Origin of the sequence: Neolewinella agarilytica (assembly GCF_900110645.1) — a bacterium.
Classification (GTDB): Bacteria; Bacteroidota; Bacteroidia; order Chitinophagales; family Saprospiraceae; genus Neolewinella; species Neolewinella agarilytica.
This window is the reverse complement of the sequence record NZ_FOFB01000001.1, coordinates 68,686-85,735: the sequence shown is the minus strand read 5'-3', so window position 1 is coordinate 85,735 and position 17,050 is coordinate 68,686. Positions and strand designations below refer to the sequence as shown.

General features: G+C 54.1%; 13 protein-coding genes. 5 read left to right on the top strand and 8 right to left on the bottom strand.

The window, feature by feature from the left end:
* Positions 1-49: 49 nt before the first annotated feature.
* The 4 genes from BM123_RS00305 to BM123_RS00290 form a co-directional block, all read right to left on the bottom strand.
* Complete coding sequence (locus BM123_RS00305; RefSeq protein ID WP_175489199.1) at positions 50-3,211, bottom strand: ExeM/NucH family extracellular endonuclease; 3,162 nt, start codon at positions 3,209-3,211, stop codon at positions 50-52.
* A gap of 110 nt (positions 3,212-3,321) precedes the next feature.
* Complete coding sequence (locus BM123_RS00300; RefSeq protein ID WP_175489198.1) at positions 3,322-4,131, bottom strand: DUF3667 domain-containing protein; 810 nt, start codon at positions 4,129-4,131, stop codon at positions 3,322-3,324.
* Between the two features lie 20 nt (positions 4,132-4,151).
* Complete coding sequence (locus BM123_RS00295) at positions 4,152-5,036, bottom strand: 3-hydroxyacyl-CoA dehydrogenase family protein (protein WP_090164810.1); 885 nt, start codon at positions 5,034-5,036, stop codon at positions 4,152-4,154.
* 37 nt (positions 5,037-5,073) lie between these two features.
* A complete protein-coding gene (locus tag BM123_RS00290) occupies positions 5,074-5,607 on the bottom strand; it encodes a cob(I)yrinic acid a,c-diamide adenosyltransferase (protein ID WP_090164809.1) in 534 nt (177 codons plus the stop codon).
* Between the two features lie 308 nt (positions 5,608-5,915).
* On the opposite strand from BM123_RS00290, the gene BM123_RS00285 reads away from it, so the two are divergent.
* From BM123_RS00285 to BM123_RS00275, 3 genes are all read left to right on the top strand, one after another.
* A complete protein-coding gene (locus tag BM123_RS00285) occupies positions 5,916-7,841 on the top strand; it encodes a tetratricopeptide repeat protein (RefSeq protein WP_175489197.1) in 1,926 nt (641 codons plus the stop codon).
* A gap of 225 nt (positions 7,842-8,066) precedes the next feature.
* The gene (locus BM123_RS00280; protein WP_090164807.1) at positions 8,067-8,780 is read left to right on the top strand and encodes a hypothetical protein; all 714 of its coding nucleotides are present in this window, start codon (positions 8,067-8,069) and stop codon (positions 8,778-8,780) included.
* A gap of 3 nt (positions 8,781-8,783) precedes the next feature.
* Positions 8,784-9,476 carry a hypothetical protein gene (locus BM123_RS00275; protein WP_090164806.1) on the top strand — a complete coding sequence of 231 codons (693 nt, stop codon included), beginning with the start codon at positions 8,784-8,786 and terminating at the stop codon, positions 9,474-9,476.
* Here the strand turns inward: BM123_RS00275 and BM123_RS00270 are convergent, their stop codons facing one another.
* The 4 genes from BM123_RS00270 to hemE form a co-directional block, all read right to left on the bottom strand.
* A complete protein-coding gene (locus BM123_RS00270) occupies positions 9,477-10,496 on the bottom strand; it encodes a threonine aldolase family protein (RefSeq protein WP_090165174.1) in 1,020 nt (339 codons plus the stop codon).
* A 94-nt stretch (positions 10,497-10,590) separates the two neighbouring features.
* Positions 10,591-11,166 carry a peptide-methionine (S)-S-oxide reductase MsrA gene (gene msrA, locus BM123_RS00265; RefSeq protein ID WP_090164805.1) on the bottom strand — a complete coding sequence of 192 codons (576 nt, stop codon included), beginning with the start codon at positions 11,164-11,166 and terminating at the stop codon, positions 10,591-10,593.
* A 116-nt stretch (positions 11,167-11,282) separates the two neighbouring features.
* A complete protein-coding gene (locus BM123_RS00260; protein ID WP_217642073.1) occupies positions 11,283-11,996 on the bottom strand; it encodes an SGNH/GDSL hydrolase family protein in 714 nt (237 codons plus the stop codon).
* Between the two features lie 141 nt (positions 11,997-12,137).
* Entirely contained in the window at positions 12,138-13,172 is a 1,035-nt protein-coding gene (gene hemE / locus BM123_RS00255) for a uroporphyrinogen decarboxylase (protein ID WP_175489196.1), read from the bottom strand.
* A 729-nt stretch (positions 13,173-13,901) separates the two neighbouring features.
* Here hemE and BM123_RS00250 point away from each other — a divergent pair.
* Both BM123_RS00250 and BM123_RS24340 read left to right on the top strand, forming a co-directional pair.
* Positions 13,902-16,268, top strand: a complete 2,367-nt coding sequence (locus tag BM123_RS00250; RefSeq protein ID WP_217642072.1) for a WD40/YVTN/BNR-like repeat-containing protein — start codon at positions 13,902-13,904, stop codon at positions 16,266-16,268.
* Positions 16,183-17,043, top strand: a complete 861-nt coding sequence (locus BM123_RS24340) for a flagellar hook assembly protein FlgD (protein WP_217642071.1) — start codon at positions 16,183-16,185, stop codon at positions 17,041-17,043. The genes BM123_RS00250 and BM123_RS24340 overlap by 86 nt, the downstream gene beginning before the upstream one ends.
* The last annotated feature ends 7 nt before the right edge of the window (positions 17,044-17,050 follow it).

Here is a 17,050-nt window from a genome sequence, read left to right as displayed (position 1 = left end):
AGCGATTTTTCAAATCGACCGGTCTTATCGGAGGTGGGGCAGATTTTTTCTACCGCAGCATCAGCTTGAAGCTATGCGCTTTACCGTTGGGTGTACGTACCATCAGGAAGTATACGCCGGTAGGCAGGCCGTTACCATTAATGTCGGTTGTTTCCGCATTGACGGAGCCTTTGGATAACTGGGCACCACGGGCGTCAGTCAGCAAATACTCTGTGCCCAGGGGCGCGCCGGAGAGGCGGTAATCCTGGCCTCCGGAAAGAGGAATCAGCTGAAGGGAATTGGTGGGGTCAATTTCTACGGTGACGATGTCACTGAAGGCTTCGCTACCGTCGAGGTAAATGATGCGTAGCCGGTAGGCATTTTCACCGCTGAAGGGCTCTTCGTCAGTGAAGGAGTAGCTTTGTGGAGTACTGCTGTTGCCGGCAGCGGCTACGGTACCGATGAGGATAAAGTCGTTGTTGGCATCGCGGCGCTGGACTTCAAAGCGATCGGTCGCTTGCTCCGTAGCGGTTTCCCATTGCAATAGTACATCGCCATTGTCTTCCTGGCCGGTGAAAGACAGTAATTCAACGGGTAATGCTGGGCCGAGGTCCATTCCGACCACTATGGGGTCGTGGTCGCTAAAACGGTAGAAGTCATCAGCGTAGAGCGCGGGGTCGTTAAACTGGGTATCGTAGTCAAGTGCGGTTGGTTCTGGTGCGTTGACCGTCCAGGGAGTAGCTCCCGTCACTTTAGCGGCGAGTGTTGCACTGGCGAGAGCGTGGTCCAGGCTGCCCCATTCTCCTCGGAAAACGTAGGAAGGAACGCTACCGCAAGGAAAGCTGCTGCCTCCGTTCTGGTCGCGAACGGTATTGACAAAGCCCGCATTGATCATCGTGGTAATGGGAGCTTCCTGGCTGTAGGCATTAAGGTCACCGATTACCAGCTGGTCCGTCTCTCCGCTTCCCGTAGGATCGGCGCTGAGCCAGTCGCGGATAGCAATAGCGGCATCGGTCCGGGTGCCATCACAGCTGCCGGCGCCGCCCGTGTCGTCGTCTCCGGCACCACAGCTTCCGCCTTTACTCTTCCAGTGGTTCACGCAGACCGTTACTTGCTGGCCAAAGCTGGCGTTGCTTGCTTCGATGATGCGGAAGGTTTGGGCGACGGGAATTCGGTTGCTGCTGAATACCGCCGCCGGTGTGCTGAGAGAGGCCGCCGTTCCGGATTCTTCTACGGTAGAGGTCTTGTAAATCAGAGCAACCTGGATTTGGTCCATACCGCTGTTAGGGGCGGTGACGAAGTCATAGGTAATACCACACTCTGCGCTGATGGCGTCGATTAGAGTTTGCAGTGCCCCACTGGCACCATATCCGTTGTTTTCGATTTCCGCAAGGCCAAAAATGTCTGCATCCAGTTCACAGATTGCATTTACAATCTTGGCTTCCTGACGATCAAACTCAGCAGCATTATCCGCTCCGCGGCTACCGAGGGTAGTAAAGTAATTGAGTACGTTCATACCCACAACGGTGAGATTGCCACCTACCGCTGGCGCAGCGGTAGGCCGTTCATTGCCACCGGCGAGGGTGAAGTCGGTGCCCTGCATACGGTAGCTGCCGAAGCGTTCGTCAATTACACCCGTGAGGCCAGTAACCACCGTTCCACTGCGAATGCTGTTGGTGGCGTTTACTTCATAGCCGTTACCGAGAATAATTGGGAAAGCATTGTCTCCACTACGGCCATCGTCTACGATGAGCTTGCGTAAATCCTGCGCGTCGTTGTAAGCGGCCAGGGCGACTGGGTCGGGGGCATTACATTCGGTAAATTGAATAAGCCGCTCTTCTTCAGAAACGGTGAACTCCCCGAAGCGGCCAACGCTAAAGGTTTCGGTGATGTAGGTATTGTCTGCCACAGCGGTCAGCATCCCTTCAAAAGATTCGTAATTGCTCTCCTGAGCGACGGGCAGGTCAAGTGTTGCTGCCGTTGGTAAGGTGTTGCCAGTGCTGGCAATATTGACCGTGGCACCGCCACCCGTAACATTGATCTGGGTCAGATCACTGGATTCTTCGACCACACCGGTAACCTGCACCAGGTCTCCAACATTGACGTCAATGCCGGCAGAGTTGTCAAAAACCCAAACGCCTTCTGAGGTGGATGGGTCAGCATCTGCATCAGCGTCTTCTTCCTGAACGAAGAAACCTCCCAGACCAACACCCGTGCCACCCTGGAAGTCTCCGACAACGATCCCTTCGATACTAACCGTTTGTCCGGTCATGGGGCTACTGGTTCCACTGCCCTGTACGGTATGAATGGGTGTGGCGCTAACGGGCTCATCGTCAAAAACATTAATGGTCGCTCCGCCGCCAAGGGCAAAGGTGGCGTCACTCACGCCTGTGAGCGTAATCTCAATGATTTCTGCGGGCTCGGAATCCATATCATCTTCGACTTCGATGTTGATGTCAGCGGATAACATACCCATGGGGATAACAACGCTGCCACTGCCCGGGTCGCTGTAGTCGTCGCCAACGGTGGCGGTACCGCCCAGTGTGTACATCACAGTCACGGGACCGGCGGCGGCTTCAGAGAGAGTGACGGTAAAGCCACCGTCAGTGGCTGGTTCCGTAAGATCTCCGTTGGCCATAGCACTAACGCTGGGGCCGGGAGGGGTAGTGGAGTAGGTGCCGAAGGGGACGGTAGCTCCCATTTCTGCAAATGTCTGGCCGTCAAGTACGTTTAGAAAATTAACCCAATTGGCAGCTACCCAGCCTCCGTCCGGGCCGGTATTGTCGTTACGATACAGGTAGCCGTCTTCATATAGAACAGCTCCGTTGTCTCCTTCTTCTCCTCCGGTTTGATCAATGACAACGCCACTAGAGATATTGATGATCCGAAAAGCATCATTTCCGTTAACGGATAGTAATCCCTGATCCGTCGTAACGTTGGCAAAGTCTCCGGCGCTACCAAAAGCACTGGCGAAATCAGCGCTGTTATTGACGATGTAGATGAACTCGTCCGTGTAGTTCCCCGTCAGATCAAGTTGATCATCGGGGAAATTATTACTGTTGGCTGATCGTTCCAGGCGGAGTCCGGTAAGGTTGACCGTTCCGGAAACGTAGATTTCAAGAGCACGGGGTGAACCGCCCTGAGTGCCGTCCATCAGGCCGGTAATTATTACCTCCTGTGCAGAGAGGGAAACTGTCAGGCAGACAGCCAGAAAGAAGAAAAACGCGCGCATATGGTTGGTTTGGTTTGAGGAAAAAATCACCATGCGGATGATTTTTGGTAGGCGAAGATAGGTTTAATAGTAAGCTTCCGGAAAAGGGTAGGTTATCTCCAGATTAAGTTTTATTCTGAGCTTTCCACAGGAACAGATTTTCCGGCATCGCGGTATCCTTTGGATATGCCCATGGCAAATTGCAGGCTTCCCGCAATGACGGTGATGACCAGGATAAAGGTCAAAGCGGTTCTCCAGATCCTGCCGCCCAGACTGTAGTCTGCTTTCTGGCTAAACTGCCATATCAGCAGGAAATCAAAAGCAATCACGATCAGGGAAATAGGTGCATATATAAGCTTGAAGGTGTCCATGCTTATGGGCAGAAGGCCCAGCAGACCGGCAGAAAACCCTAGCATGGTGTTCATCGCTAAAAGGAAGATAATGGCAATGCAATGCTCCAGAAAGTTGTACAGCAGCCGCTTAAGAACCAGCCAGCTGAAGAACGCCGCCAATGGCACCGTCAGGAGGAAAATTATCTTTTGATTCCTGAGCATGATCTCTACATCCTCCAGGGTAATACCTGGATCAGGCTGGTCCCGCAGTTGAGCATTGAAGTTGTCCAGCATCAGCTCTGCAACCGAATTCTGCGACAAGCTCCATAACAGGGCTTCGATTGCCAGCACTATGAGAAGGAAGCCAACGGCGTTAAAATAGGTTTTTCGCTTTCCCTGCAGATAGTCATTTACCAGGTGTCCGGGGCGGTAGGACAGGTCCCTTAGTGTATGCAAAAAGCCACGATCAAAGTTGAAAATATCCGAAAGGAAGTCTTTGGAGAAAACGTAGCTCCAGCTGTACCGACGGGTGCTTGCCTTTTGCCCGCAGTTGGGGCAGAAGTGTCCGGAGAACGCGGTTTGGCAGTTTAAGCAGGTCGTATTCTCCACGGTGATAAGAACTGGTTTGGTTACTTAAAGCTACTACTTACGATTAATTCTTTCCCTCCGGCTGAGTAATCGTAGAAGCCTTCGCCGGATTTACGGCCCAGTTTTCCGGCAGTGACCATGTTGACGAGCAGGGGGCAGGGCTGGTAGTGTTGGCGGCCGAAGCCTTCCTTCATGACGTTGAGGATGGCGAGGCAGGTGTCGAGGCCGATGTAGTCGGCCAGTTGCAGCGGGCCCATGGGATGGGCCATGCCGAGCTTCATAACGGTGTCGATCTCAGCCACGCCGCCGACGCCTTCCCAAAGGGTGTACATCGCTTCGTTGAGCATGGGCATCAGGATGCGGTTAGCGACAAAGCCGGGGTAGTCGTTCACTTCAACGGGGACTTTGCCGAGCTCGCGGCTCAGGTCCATCACCAGTTGGGTGGTGGCGTCACTGGTGGCGTAGCCACGGATGACTTCGACGAGCTTCATCACCGGAACCGGGTTCATGAAGTGCATACCGATCACTTTGTCCGGGCGTTTAGTGGCCGCCGCGATGCGGGTAATACTGATGCTGGAAGTGTTGGTGGCAAGGGGCGCGGACGCAGGTGCAATGGAATCCAACTGAGCAAAGATTTTGAGCTTCAGGTCTACGTTTTCCGTTGCTGCTTCAATGACCAGCTCTGCATCCTGCGCTCCGGCGCCCATGTCCGTATAGGTCTGGATGTTTTTCATGGCCGCTTCCAGCTGCTCAGCCGTTATCTTTTCCTTTTTAACGATTCTTTCCAGGCTTTTTCGAATCGCGGCAAGGCCACGGTCCAGGGATTCCTGGCTGATGTCAATGAGGCTTACGGTGTGTCCGCCGACGGCAAAAACCTGGGCGATACCGGCACCCATCTGGCCGGCTCCGATTACAGAAATGTTCATGTTGGTTGGCTTGGTTAGGGGAGCGAAGGTAGGGAGTTTAGCTTATCCACCTAATCTCTTCCACACCCATTTTCAGACTAAGGTGCCGCGACAACACAAAAAACCAGTCGCTTAACCGATTCAGGTAAATAATAATGCTGTCGTCCAGTTCTACCTCCCCGGCCAGCTCAACGGTCCGCCGCTCCGCACGGCGGCAAACAGTACGGCACACGTGGGCGTGACTGACGGCCGGGGCTCCGCCCGGCAGGATGAAATGGGTCATCTTCGGGAGTTCCTCATTCATGCGGTCGATGGACGTCTCCAGGTCCGTAGCAGCATGATCCGGGAGACGGTAGGCCTCACCTGGGCGATCGTCGGCCATGGCTGCACCAAGTGCGAAGAGGTGGTGTTGCTGCGCTAATAGCTCGGCCCGGATAGCTTCGTCGTTCACGGTATCTCGCAGCAATCCAACGAAACTGTTGAGCTCATCAACCGTACCGTAGGCTTCTACGCGCGGGTGGGCTTTGCTCAGTCGGCGACCGGAGTAGAGTCCGGTCTGGCCTTTGTCTCCGGTTTTGGTATAGATCTTCATCTGGTGAAGGTAGTTTTTGTTCTTTTACGGTGTGCGGGTTATTCACACCTCATTCGGAAGTTTCTCCTCCTTCACCTTTATTTTTTCTGCCCCGCGGAAAAACTAAAGGCATTGTTTAGCGGCTGCCCGCCGCAGTTAACCCGGATAAGGCCTGCGTTTGATTGGAGCAAAAATAAACTGTCGAAATACGATTTTGGATTTGATGCGTTTGCCCCGAAATGACCAGCAGGCAGGAATTCACAGAAACCTTATAGGCTATATTTGTATTTCTCAACGTAAACACCCGTTAGATGTCTGAAACTTCCTTTATGCAGAAACTTTGGTCCCGGCAGGTACCTCAACTATTAGGTACTTACCTGGCCGTTGGCTTTGGGGTGCTACAGTTCGTTGAGTTTATGACGAGCCGCTATGATTTCTCGGGCGTCTGGGTAGACCGATACCTGTTGCTATGGTTAGGGCTGATCCCCGCGGTGGCACTGCTGATTTATTACCGGGGGGTGCCGCCATCCAGTAATAGTAGGCTCGGTGGGTGGAAGCGGTGGCTTACTGGCTTGAATGTTGGCTTAGTAGTTTTATCCGCCTGTCTGATCGCTGGTGCTGATGCAGCGCCCGTTACGGAAACCGTTGCCGTGATTGATGATGCGGGCAACTCTTCCGAGCGGGTTATTCCGGCTTCCTCTTCTGTCCAGCGAATTGCCATATTTGATTTCAGTAACCGCTTGGATGATTCTGATCAGGACTGGTGGGGAACGGCTTATGCCTTGCTGTTAACGGATGATCTCCGCCAACGCCCGGAGATTATCACCACGAGCACCATTTCGCTCAATACCTATTATGATCGCTTTAGTGCAGAACAGTTTTCTGACATAAATCTGGCTACCCAGCGGCGTATTGCGGAACGGGCGAGCACGGACTATTTCGTCCGCGTTGATTTTAAGGTCGGAGCGGAAGGCCACGAGGCGGACGGAGCACTCTACCGTACCCGGGATGGCAAGCCCGTACAAACCTTACAGGGGGCATCTGCTGACATATACGGCGTGGTGGACCAGCTTAATGCACAGATTCTCAATTACCTCCCATTAGTAGATGAGCTCAATGATTTAAGCACCGATTTGCCAGTGGCTGCACTCCTCACGGATAAGGTCGAAGCACTGGAGGATTACATCAAAGGAACGATCGCCTTTCGGAAAAATGCCGGAGAACTGGATGCTCCCGTGTCTTACTTCCGAAAATCTCTTCGCAGTGATCCGAATTGTGCCGTCTGTGCTTACGCTTTAGGGGATAAGCTTTACGGTCAGGGCAAAAAAGACAGTTCGATTCTTCTTCTCCGTTTGGCGGTGCGCCTGGCTGATGTCTTGCCGGAACGGGAGCAATATGGCTATAAATCAATATTGTTCAATGTGCAGGGAGATTACACTAATCTGTACCGGTTAATGGAGTCTTTCCGGAAGGTGTATCCCTACGAATACTACCCTTATCAGGCGTTGGAATATCACTACGAGGTAACCTATGGCCTTGATTCTGCTATTTACCTTATGCAAACGGCGGCCGAGCTCTCTAACCGGGAGCAGGCTTTAATCAGGTTATACCGTCTCCACCGCTATGAGGCCTCCTTAATTAAGGTGGTGCCCAAGAATGTGCTGGTTAGCCGGAACTATCCGGCAAAATCCATTTACACCCTTAAAACGGATGACTACGAAAAGGTCTATGAGCTGGTGGATGAATTGGGTGATTATGACCCTGAGCTGGAAGAACTCTATCGTTGCTACCTGCCAATACAGATGATTGCTGAAGGAATAAGGGAAGAGGAGGAACTGAAAAAACTCGAAGAATGCGAAGACAAGTTTACCCAAATGGGGCCTTTAATGGCCCAATTGGGAGAAATGGTTAAGGCGGTTTTAACCGATAAACATGATGAAGCAGCAGCCATTGTAGATGAGATTCTACTCAATAAACAAAGCCCTGATCAGGCGCTTCTCTTTGCGCGTGCCTATCGTTGGACGGGGCGCTATGATTCTGCCATTACTGTACTGGAGAAGGAGTTGAAGTCTCAGGTGAATCATCCTGAAATTCTGTTGGAGTATGCTACCACGCTGCACCTGCAGGGCAAAAGCGTGGAGGCGCAGCAAGCACTCTCCCGGGCCCTGATGGTTTGGGAAAATGCCGATGAGAATTTCCGCAGTAAACGCATCGCCCTTGAGTTGGCAGAGCAGATCGGGCTTGAAGTCAGCTAAGCGCTGACGAATAGACACTGCTCTTAGAGTTGTGTTTCGCGAGATGCATCATTAATGAGAATCGGTCGCACAATCAATTAGCCCGGCCGGCCGCCACCTCCTTCCCCGGGTATTGGGCCATCGGCCAGCTGAGTACACCTGAGAATAGGCGAATCATCGGGTTTTGCTCAAAACGGCTTATTTTGGGAACCTACGCCATCTCCTTAAAGTGAAAAACGCGGACCCATGGACAAGAAACTCAAGCGCCAACTCTACGACCTAGTAGCTGATGATCAGGTGGATGATGCCATTGAACTCTTGCAGGATAAGCTATCCATTGATCACCCTTCTTACCTGCGACTAATCAAGCTCGCCCGTCGCTTCCGGGAACTCGACGATCAGAGTATGGATGCCATCATCGCTCAGGAGGATGCGAAGCTGGCCAAGAACCAAATTGCCGACACACTGCTCCATATTGTACAAACGATGGACCGTCCGCCGATTGAGGAGGTCCCTGTTACTCCTCCGCCTCCGAAGGTGTCCGTGAAGGAAGAAGCAACTCCCTCTCCTCCGCCGAAGCCTGCGGACGCTTTTCGGTCTAAGCCCGGCAGCAGGGAGGGCTTTTTCGGAACGGTTCAGTACCGTGGTTCGATGAGCATGAAAGAGAAAAAGATCACGCTGGCAACACGGTATGAGGAGGCGTGGAATCGCTGTCTGGGGGCAATTTCTGCGGCGGGAATGAGTCTCGATGCGCAAGACCGCGCTAACGGGAGTATCGAAGCCAGTACTTCAGGAAACTTTATCACCAGCTTTGGAGAACGCGTCCTGATCTTCGTTACGCCCGTAAATGACCAACAGACCAGTGTACACATAATCGTGGACTCCGTGCTGAAAACCATGGTGGTTGACTGGGGGCGGAACAACAATAAACTAAATTTGCTGGTAAGCCATCTACTATAAGCTATGACCAAAGACGAAAAAAGCCACTTCCTTTCTCTCATCGAAGCCGATGACTACAGAGCAGTAATTGATGAGCTAACAGCTTTTCTGCCGGAAGGCCACCCAGATCGTAAACGAATCGTACAACTCGGTAAGCGGGAACGGGAATTAAGCGACCGGATAGAAATGGGAACGCTCTCAAAGGAAGATATTGGTCGGGTGCAAAACCGCATTAAGGGCGGACTGAGGGATTCAGTCCACGAAATTGAACGAAGACCGGCGATAGTGGAAGAGGAGGCACCAAAGGAAGAGAAAGAGGTCTTTAAACTGGACCTTAGCCCCGAACCGGAAAAAAAGGAAGAAGAGATAACGAAGGGCTTTTTCGGCGAGGTGGAGTATACGGGCTCACCCTCCATGAAGGATCAAACCATCATTCTGCACAAAAGCTACGGAGCTGCTTATCACACTTGCCGGGAGGCCATCCGTCAGGCAGGGATGCAAATGGAATCAGGCGACCGCGATGGCGGTCGGTTGAAGGCCAGCATTCCCGGAACGGGAACGGGGAGCTTTGGCGAGAAAATTCTTATTTGGGTGACTCCGATGGAAGGAGGTAAAACCAAGGTTTACGTAGTAGTCGACTCTCAGCTTCCCACCCAGGTATTCGACTTTGGACGAAATAAGCTCAAGCTGGGGATTCTGTGTAGTTATATTCGGTAATCAAGCCATTTTCTGCAAAGTCCGTATCACATGGTCGACCATCTCGTCCGTCACGTCGAGATGAGTCGTAAAACGTACCATTTGCGGACCGAAGGGTACCGCCTGGATGCCGTGTTCCGCCAGGTCGTCGAGGAAGTCTGCGGCCATAAGGGCACCGGCAAGGTGAAAGATGCAAATGTTGCTTTCCACCGTTTCCACGGAGGCAACGAAGGGTAGGGGAGCCAGGGCTTCGCCCAGGCGGCGGGCCCGGGCATTGTCTTCCGCCAGGCGATCGGTGTGATGCTCCAGGGCGTAGAGGCCAGCAGCGGCCAGGTAGCCGGCTTGTCGCATGCCACCGCCCAGTACTTTACGGTAGCGGCGGGCCCGGTCAATGAGATTTTCAGGGCCCAGCAGCAGACTCCCTACGGGCGCACCGAGCCCCTTGCTCAGGCAGATGCTGATGGTATCAAACGTTTTGCCCCAGTCGGCGGGACTCTCTTTGGTTTCCACCAGTGCATTGAACAGGCGGGCACCGTCTAAATGCACGGCTAATCCGGAGGAACGCGCCTCTTGCACCAGCGTCCGCGCCTCTTCATTGGTATAGATGGAACCGCCGCCTTTATTGCAGGTGTTCTCGATCACCAGCAGGCTGGAAATGGGGAGCCAGTCGTAGCGTGGCTTGACGGCCGCCGAAATCTGACCCGGCAATAATTTTCCCCGCTCGCCCTTGATCAGGTTCATACTCACGCTGGAGAGCATGCTGTATACCCCGCCTTCATACTGATAGATGTGGCTTTTCTCTTCACATATCACCTCGTCCAGCGCTTGCGTATGGCACTTAATGGCGAGCTGGTTGGTCATGGTGCCCGACGGGCAATACAAGGCGGCCTCCATACCAAAGCGCTCGGCAGCCGTGGCTTCCAGTTTGTTGACGGTGGGGTCCTGCCGGAAGACATCGTCGCCCACTTCGGCGGCGAACATTGCCTGTAGCATTTTCGGGGTCGGGCGGGTGGCGGTGTCAGAAGTTAGATTGACGGTCATGGTCTTTTGGTATTTGGCCATACGGCGCTGAGATTCTTCAACGATATTGTAAAGATTCAAAGCGCCAAAATACCAAAAGACTTACGAACCTATCTTACTTTCGTAGAGCCGAAAATTGCTTCCGGAATTTCCCCACCTTCGGGGTGATCACAAACGAGCAATAGCTGTTCCGGCTTCCGACTTTATTGTAGTAATCCTGGTGGTAATCTTCCGCAGCGTAGAACGTTTCGTGGGGGAGAACGTGCGTTACTGCGGGAGCACCATAGAGCTCTGGCACCACCTCGGCCATCAGTTCTTCTGCAATGGCTTTCTGCTCTTCAGTCGTGTAGAATACCGCACTGGCGTACTGAGGCCCTTTGTCATTTCCCTGTTGGTCGGGCGTAGTGGGGTCGTGGGTAGCGAAGAAAACTTCAAGGATCTGGCGGGTGGTAATGACACTGGGGTCAAAGTCCACCAGTATCACCTCGATGTGCCCGCTGGTTTTAGTACAAACGGCTTCATAGTTAGCCGTTTCTTCGGGCCCTCCACTGTAGCCGCTGACGACGCGCTTGACGCCTTTGAGCTCTACATAGACGGCTTCGGTACACCAAAAACAGCCCCCTCCGAGAATGATGGTTTCGTGGGTGGCAGTGTTATTTATGTCGGTAACGACTTCGGCAAAATGGGCCATATTGATTCCTCGTTTGATGATGAATTAAGGAAATAACCGAAGGGGCCTAAAGGTTGCGTTTACAGGGCGCCACGCGCAGGGGCAAAGATGGTTTTGGGGCAATGCGGCCCGTGCTTTTACTCTTCCAGCAAGCGAGCTACCTGCGCAAGAATAACCTCCTCAACCCAACGAGCATACTGTTTACCGCTGGGGTGCAGGTTGTCACTGGCCACCAGCTCAGGGTCATCCTGGGCTTCCTGACTGATGGGAGTGATGTTGTAAAACGGAATCCCGGCTTCCGTCGCAAGGCGACGCCCGGAGGCATTAAACTCCACCAGCTCATCCGTTATCTGCTGACTTCCACCGCCAAAGGGCGTGAAGGCATAGTCCGGAATGGAAACTACAAAGACCTTATTCTTGTCGCCCCCGGCATAACTGATGGCCGTGTTGAGTAATTCCCAGAACTCCAGCTCGTATTCGCGAATCGATTTCCCCTGATACTGATTGTTGACACCGATGAGCAGGGAGACCAGATCGTATTCGTTGCGGGGGACGCCCGCGTTGATCCCATTGATGAGGTCGCGCGTCGTCCAGCCGTTAACGGCGATGATATCCAGATCGGAGACTTCAATGGAATGTTGGTCGGCCAGCGCGGCCGAGAGTTGATCCGGCCAGCGCTCCTGGGCCGTGACACTGGTGCCGATGGTGTAGCTGTCGCCCAGGGCGAGGTAAGTGATTTGGCGGAGAGTGTCTTGGGTGGGGCCCATGGGCGTCATATTGTCCTGAAAGTCATCATCGTCTTCGCAGGCAAAGGTAAATAAGACGAAGAGGAGGAATAGCGGAAGTTTCATGGTAGATATACGGATTTATCCGTGGGGTGGTTCTCCGGAGTATGCGCGCTCTGCGCACGACGGGACAAAGCGTGCTCTGCACGCGCTACAAACTTATAGCATGGCTGGAAGCCGCTTTGGCCGGTCGCTACCGGAGGCAGCTTACGCCGGGTAGCGATGCGCCTTCACCGTGTCCACGAACGCACGTACGCCATCGAGCGGAGTGTCGGGGTAAACCCCGTGACCGAGATTGACGATGTGACGGCCGCCGAAGGTGTTGATCATCTTAGTCGTTGCCGCAACGATTTCCTCCTGCGGAGCGTAGAGCTGTACGGGGTCAAGGTTGCCCTGCAGGACTTTCCCCTGCACCTGCGTCCGCGCCTGCACCGGGTCTGCGATCCAGTCGAGCTGCACCACGTCGCAAGGCAGTTCTCCGATCTTAGGCAGAGCGTGCCGGGCGTCTTTGGCGAAAACGGTGACGGGAACTTTACCGCCCAGCTCATCGATGATCAATCGGATGTAGCGCAGGCTAAACTCTTCGTAATGGGCACGCGGCAAGACCCCCGCCCAGCTGTCAAAGAGCTGAATCAGATCGGCGCCGTGCTCGATCTTTCCTTTCAGATAAGCCGCCGTAGCCCGTGCAATGCGCTCCAGCAAAGCATGGCTCAAAGCGGGGTCTTTGTAGAGCATCGCCCGGGCCTTACTAAAGGTCTTGCTACCGCCGCCTTCGACCATGTAGGCGAAGATGGTCCAGGGGGCACCGGCGAAGCCGATGAGGGGGACGCGATTGTTGAGCGCCTTTTTGGTGGCGTCGAGTGCATCATAAACGTAGCCCAAATGCCCCGGAGCATCCGCCGCCGGACGTAATTTTTCGACGTCAGCCATCGACTTGATGACCTCCGGAAACCGGGGGCCGACTTTTTCCACCATATTGTAATCCAGGCCCAGTGCTTCCGGAATTACGAGGATGTCACTGAAAATGATGGCCGCATCCACTCCCAGTTCATCAACGGGCTGAATGGTTACTTCTGCCGCCAGGTCCGGGGTAGAAACTAACTCTTTAAACCCGCTCAGTTTGGCCCGCAGGGCGCGGTACTGCGGGAGTATCCGTCCGGCCTGACGCATGAGCCAGACGGGAGGGCGATCAACTTGTTCACCACGGGCGGCACGGAGGAAGAGGTCGTTATCGTACATCATTTCGCAAATATAGACTACGGATTCGGCCGATTTACACAGAATGTGAAACTTGATGGTGTTGTGACACTATCACTCTTCCTGCGGTTACGCCCGTCACTATGCCGCCGTGTGTCACCCAATGCACAAAACAATTCCTAATATCAGACTGCTTTGTTACCTGGTCCGTTTCGGCATGATCGTTTCGGCGGGACAAGGGCGCGGGGCCGCAGGTGCAAGGGAATGCTTAAGAAGCAGTGCAGTTCCTGATTATCGCTGAAGTAAATAATATTACTCATCCAAAAATTTCCTAAAATGGACATAACAATTGTCATCAATTCTTCCAACACCGATATAGTTGTCAATACGCAGCGCCTTCCAAAGCCGGGCGAACCGATCGTTGGCGCATGGCCATCGAATTTGCCGTCAAAGCTGCCAGTATCTCCTTAATACGGAAAGGCACACAGGCTTCGGTGCCTTCGGCCGGTGAGGTGGTGCCAGGTCACCACGTGCTCCCGCGCACGTACGGACTCCTCGCCCTCCGGGGGATAAGGATATCACATCTTGCCAATGGGTGATAGGCTCCATCCGAGTCTTCGGTCTGTGACTCTACCATCACTACTGCAGGTCTTCCCGGGGGCGATACAAAACGCTCAGCGTTTTACTTGCTCCCTCCCCCGTGGATAGGGCCGGGAAGGGGGTTTCCTTCACTACCAAAAAAACCATACCTTCCAACCCAATCACACTATTTACATGCGCTATTTCTTCCTGTTCCTTGTTCTACTACTGGCCATCCCCACTCACGCCCAACGCAAAAAAAAGAGAGCTAGTCAGGCTATTCCAACCGTAGCCACTCTCACCGACACCATCTTTAACGGCCTCGAATGGCGTAACATCGGCCCCTTCCGCGGCGGCCGTTCGGTCACCTCGACTGGTGTCGTCGGCCAGCCTGGCGTTTACTACATGGGCTCCACCGGTGGCGGCATTTATAAGACGGTCAACGACGGCATCAGCTGGGAAAACGTCTCCGATGGTTTCCTGGAAACTGGCACCGTCGGCGCACTGGCCGTCTCGGAGCAAAACCCTAACGTTGTAGTCGCTGGTATGGGCGAACACGCCGCTCGTGGTGTCATGACCTCCATGGGAGATGGCGTTTACCGTTCCACGGATGCGGGAAAAAGCTGGAAACATATTGGCCTCGACGAAAGCCGTCATATCGGAGACGTAGTTATTCACCCGGATGATCACGAAACTATTTTTGTCGCCGCCCAGGGCGCACAATTTGGCCCTGGCGGAGAGCGGGGAGTCTACCGGACAAAGAATGCTGGCAAAAACTGGGAGCGCACGCTCTACGTCAACGAAACAACGGGCTGTGTCTCTCTGGTGATGGATATGACCAATCCGCTGGTGCTCTACGCTGCCATGTGGGATCACCAGCGGACGCCCTGGACGATGATTTCCGGCGGCCCTGGCTCTGGGCTCTATAAATCTGCCGACGGCGGATTAAGCTGGAAGAAAATGGCCGATGGGCTGCCCAAAGCATTCGGCAAGGCGGGCATTTCCGTATCCCGCGCCAACGGCGATAGAGTCTACGCCGTAATCGAAGCTGAAGGAGAAGAAGGCGGCGTCTACCGTTCCGATGACGGCGGCGATAGCTGGAAGCAGGTCAGCAAAGACCGCGTTAACGTTGCCCGCTCCTGGTACTACATGGAAATCTTTGCGGACCCGCAGGACGAGAACACCGTCTACGTCGCCAACGCTCCGGTTATGAAGTCTACCGACGGTGGCCAAAGTTGGAGCAGGATAGGGACGCCCCACGGCGATAATCACCACCTGTGGATCGACCCCGACAATAACCAACGGATGGTGAACTCCAATGACGGTGGAGCCAACGTCTCCAACAACGGCGGTAAGAGTTGGAGCAGCCAGCAAAACCAGGCAACGAGCCAGTTCTACCGTGTAATTACGGACAATCTGGTGCCCTATAATGTCTACGGCGGCCAACAGGACAACTCCGCTCTCCGCATCGCCAGCCAGACGAGCAGCCGGGGTATCGACTGGAAAGACTGGGAAACCGTCGCTGGTTGTGAAAGTGCCTTCCTGGCCTTTGACCCTGATAACCCAACGGTGGTCTATGGCGGCTGCTATCAGGGCATTATCGCGAAATGGTTCGCTGATTCAAAGACGACGAAAGACATCAAGGAATACCCTGAGCTTGCCTTGGGCAACGTCCCCGCCGATTTCAAATACCGCTTTAATTGGAATGCTCCCATCATTAGTTCTCCACATGATCGTGGTACGATCTATCACGCCGGAAACGTCGTGTTCAAAACAACGGATGGTGGTATGAGCTGGACGGCCGTGAGCCCCGACCTTACCCGGAACGATAAATCTAAACAAGGCCCCGGCGGTGGCCCTTACACGAACGAAGCCGCTGGCGGTGAGAATTACAATACGCTCATGGCCCTGGTGGAGTCTCCCCATGAGAAAGGCGTTCTCTGGGCCGGGAGTGATGATGGCCTAGTTCACCTCACCCGCGATGGCGGTGCGAACTGGAAAAACGTTACCCCCAATAACCTCCCCGAAGGTATCATCAACAGCATCGAAGTGTCTCCCCACGATCCCGCGACGGCCTACGTGGTCGCCATGCGCTACAAGCAGATGGACCTGAAACCCTACATTTTCAAAACAACAGACTATGGCGCCAGCTGGCGTAGCATTACCAGGGGCATCACGGGTAAGCATACCTTTGTGCGGGTGGTCCGCGAAGACCCAGATAAAGCCGGAGTGCTTTATGCCGGCACCGAGACGGGCATCTTCCTCTCCGTTGATGGTGGGGATAATTGGTCGCCCTTTCAACTCAACCTTCCGGTAGTACCCATCAATGATCTTGTCTTTCAGGCTAATGACCTCGTAGCCGCTACGGCGGGTCGGTCCTTCTGGATTCTTGATGACGTAGGGAGCTTGCGGAGTTTGTCCGCCAAACCCAATGCCCTGTCCTTGTTTACGCCCAAAGACAGCTACCTCATCCTTGGTGGTAACGAACGGCGCTGGCTCCGTTGGGCAAAACCCGGCTTCAGGAGTTACGCTCGATTATTACCTGGCAGAACCCGGAGATAGCAGTGAAGTGACGCTGGAGGTATTGGAAAATGGTGTGGTGATCCGTTCGTATTCCAGTAAGGAGGTAAAGGGTTTCAAATCCTGGCCCGGAGGGCCGGGCAAACTGGCCGCACTACCGGCTAAAGCTGGCTATAACCGGTTTACCTGGGACTTTCGACGAGAGACATTGCCAGCCGTTGACAAAGTCTTCGTCTATGGTAGCTACGCTGGCACCCTGGTGGCGCCGGGCACCTACACCCTGCGCCTGACGCAGGGGGAGACGACGGTAGAGACCACCGCCAATGTCCTCGCTAATCCGACCATCAAGGCCACTGCGGCAGCCTATGCGGAGCAGCAGGAAGTCTTAGCTCAGGTCTCCGGCGCCATCACGGAATTGCATGAGTCGGTGACTAAGCTTCGATCCGCCAAAGAGCAACTATCCGCCCATAAGAAGTTACTGAAAGGCAAGCCCGCTGTGGAGACCGTACTAACCCTCGCCGATAGCCTGCTTGCTCACATTGACGCCTGGGAACGCGAGCTCGTGCAGCCTGACCAGAAAACCTTCCAGGACGTTATCAACTTTCACAACCGCCTCAACGCGGAGCTTATGGAGCTCAAAGACTACGTCGACGGACCGCACCCCACCGTCACCGCCGGGGCCAAGGCCCGCCTGACGGACCTGATGACCGAATGGAAGCCACTAGCCGCCCGCCGGGATGCCATTCTCGGTGCCGAAATGATGGCCTACGATAAGGCGTTTAAGGCGCTGGGGCTGGGGGCGATTATTTTGGATTGAGATAGAG

What these genes read in the sequence shown, in the direction of transcription:
- BM123_RS00305 (WP_175489199.1), bottom strand. Translation starts at nt 3,211, where the DNA reads ATGCGCGCGTTTTTCTTCTTTCTGGCTGTCTGCCTGACAGTTTCCCTC.
- BM123_RS00295 (WP_090164810.1), bottom strand. Translation starts at nt 5,036, where the DNA reads ATGAACATTTCTGTAATCGGAGCCGGCCAGATGGGTGCCGGTATCGCC.
- BM123_RS00290 (WP_090164809.1), bottom strand. Translation starts at nt 5,607, where the DNA reads ATGAAGATCTATACCAAAACCGGAGACAAAGGCCAGACCGGACTCTAC.
- BM123_RS00285 (WP_175489197.1), top strand. Translation starts at nt 5,916, where the DNA reads ATGCAGAAACTTTGGTCCCGGCAGGTACCTCAACTATTAGGTACTTAC.
- BM123_RS00280 (WP_090164807.1), top strand. Translation starts at nt 8,067, where the DNA reads ATGGACAAGAAACTCAAGCGCCAACTCTACGACCTAGTAGCTGATGAT.
- BM123_RS00275 (WP_090164806.1), top strand. Translation starts at nt 8,784, where the DNA reads ATGACCAAAGACGAAAAAAGCCACTTCCTTTCTCTCATCGAAGCCGAT.
- BM123_RS00270 (WP_090165174.1), bottom strand. Translation starts at nt 10,496, where the DNA reads ATGACCGTCAATCTAACTTCTGACACCGCCACCCGCCCGACCCCGAAA.
- msrA (WP_090164805.1), bottom strand. Translation starts at nt 11,166, where the DNA reads ATGGCCCATTTTGCCGAAGTCGTTACCGACATAAATAACACTGCCACC.
- BM123_RS00260 (WP_217642073.1), bottom strand. Translation starts at nt 11,996, where the DNA reads ATGAAACTTCCGCTATTCCTCCTCTTCGTCTTATTTACCTTTGCCTGC.
- hemE (WP_175489196.1), bottom strand. Translation starts at nt 13,172, where the DNA reads ATGATGTACGATAACGACCTCTTCCTCCGTGCCGCCCGTGGTGAACAA.
- BM123_RS00250 (WP_217642072.1), top strand. Translation starts at nt 13,902, where the DNA reads ATGCGCTATTTCTTCCTGTTCCTTGTTCTACTACTGGCCATCCCCACT.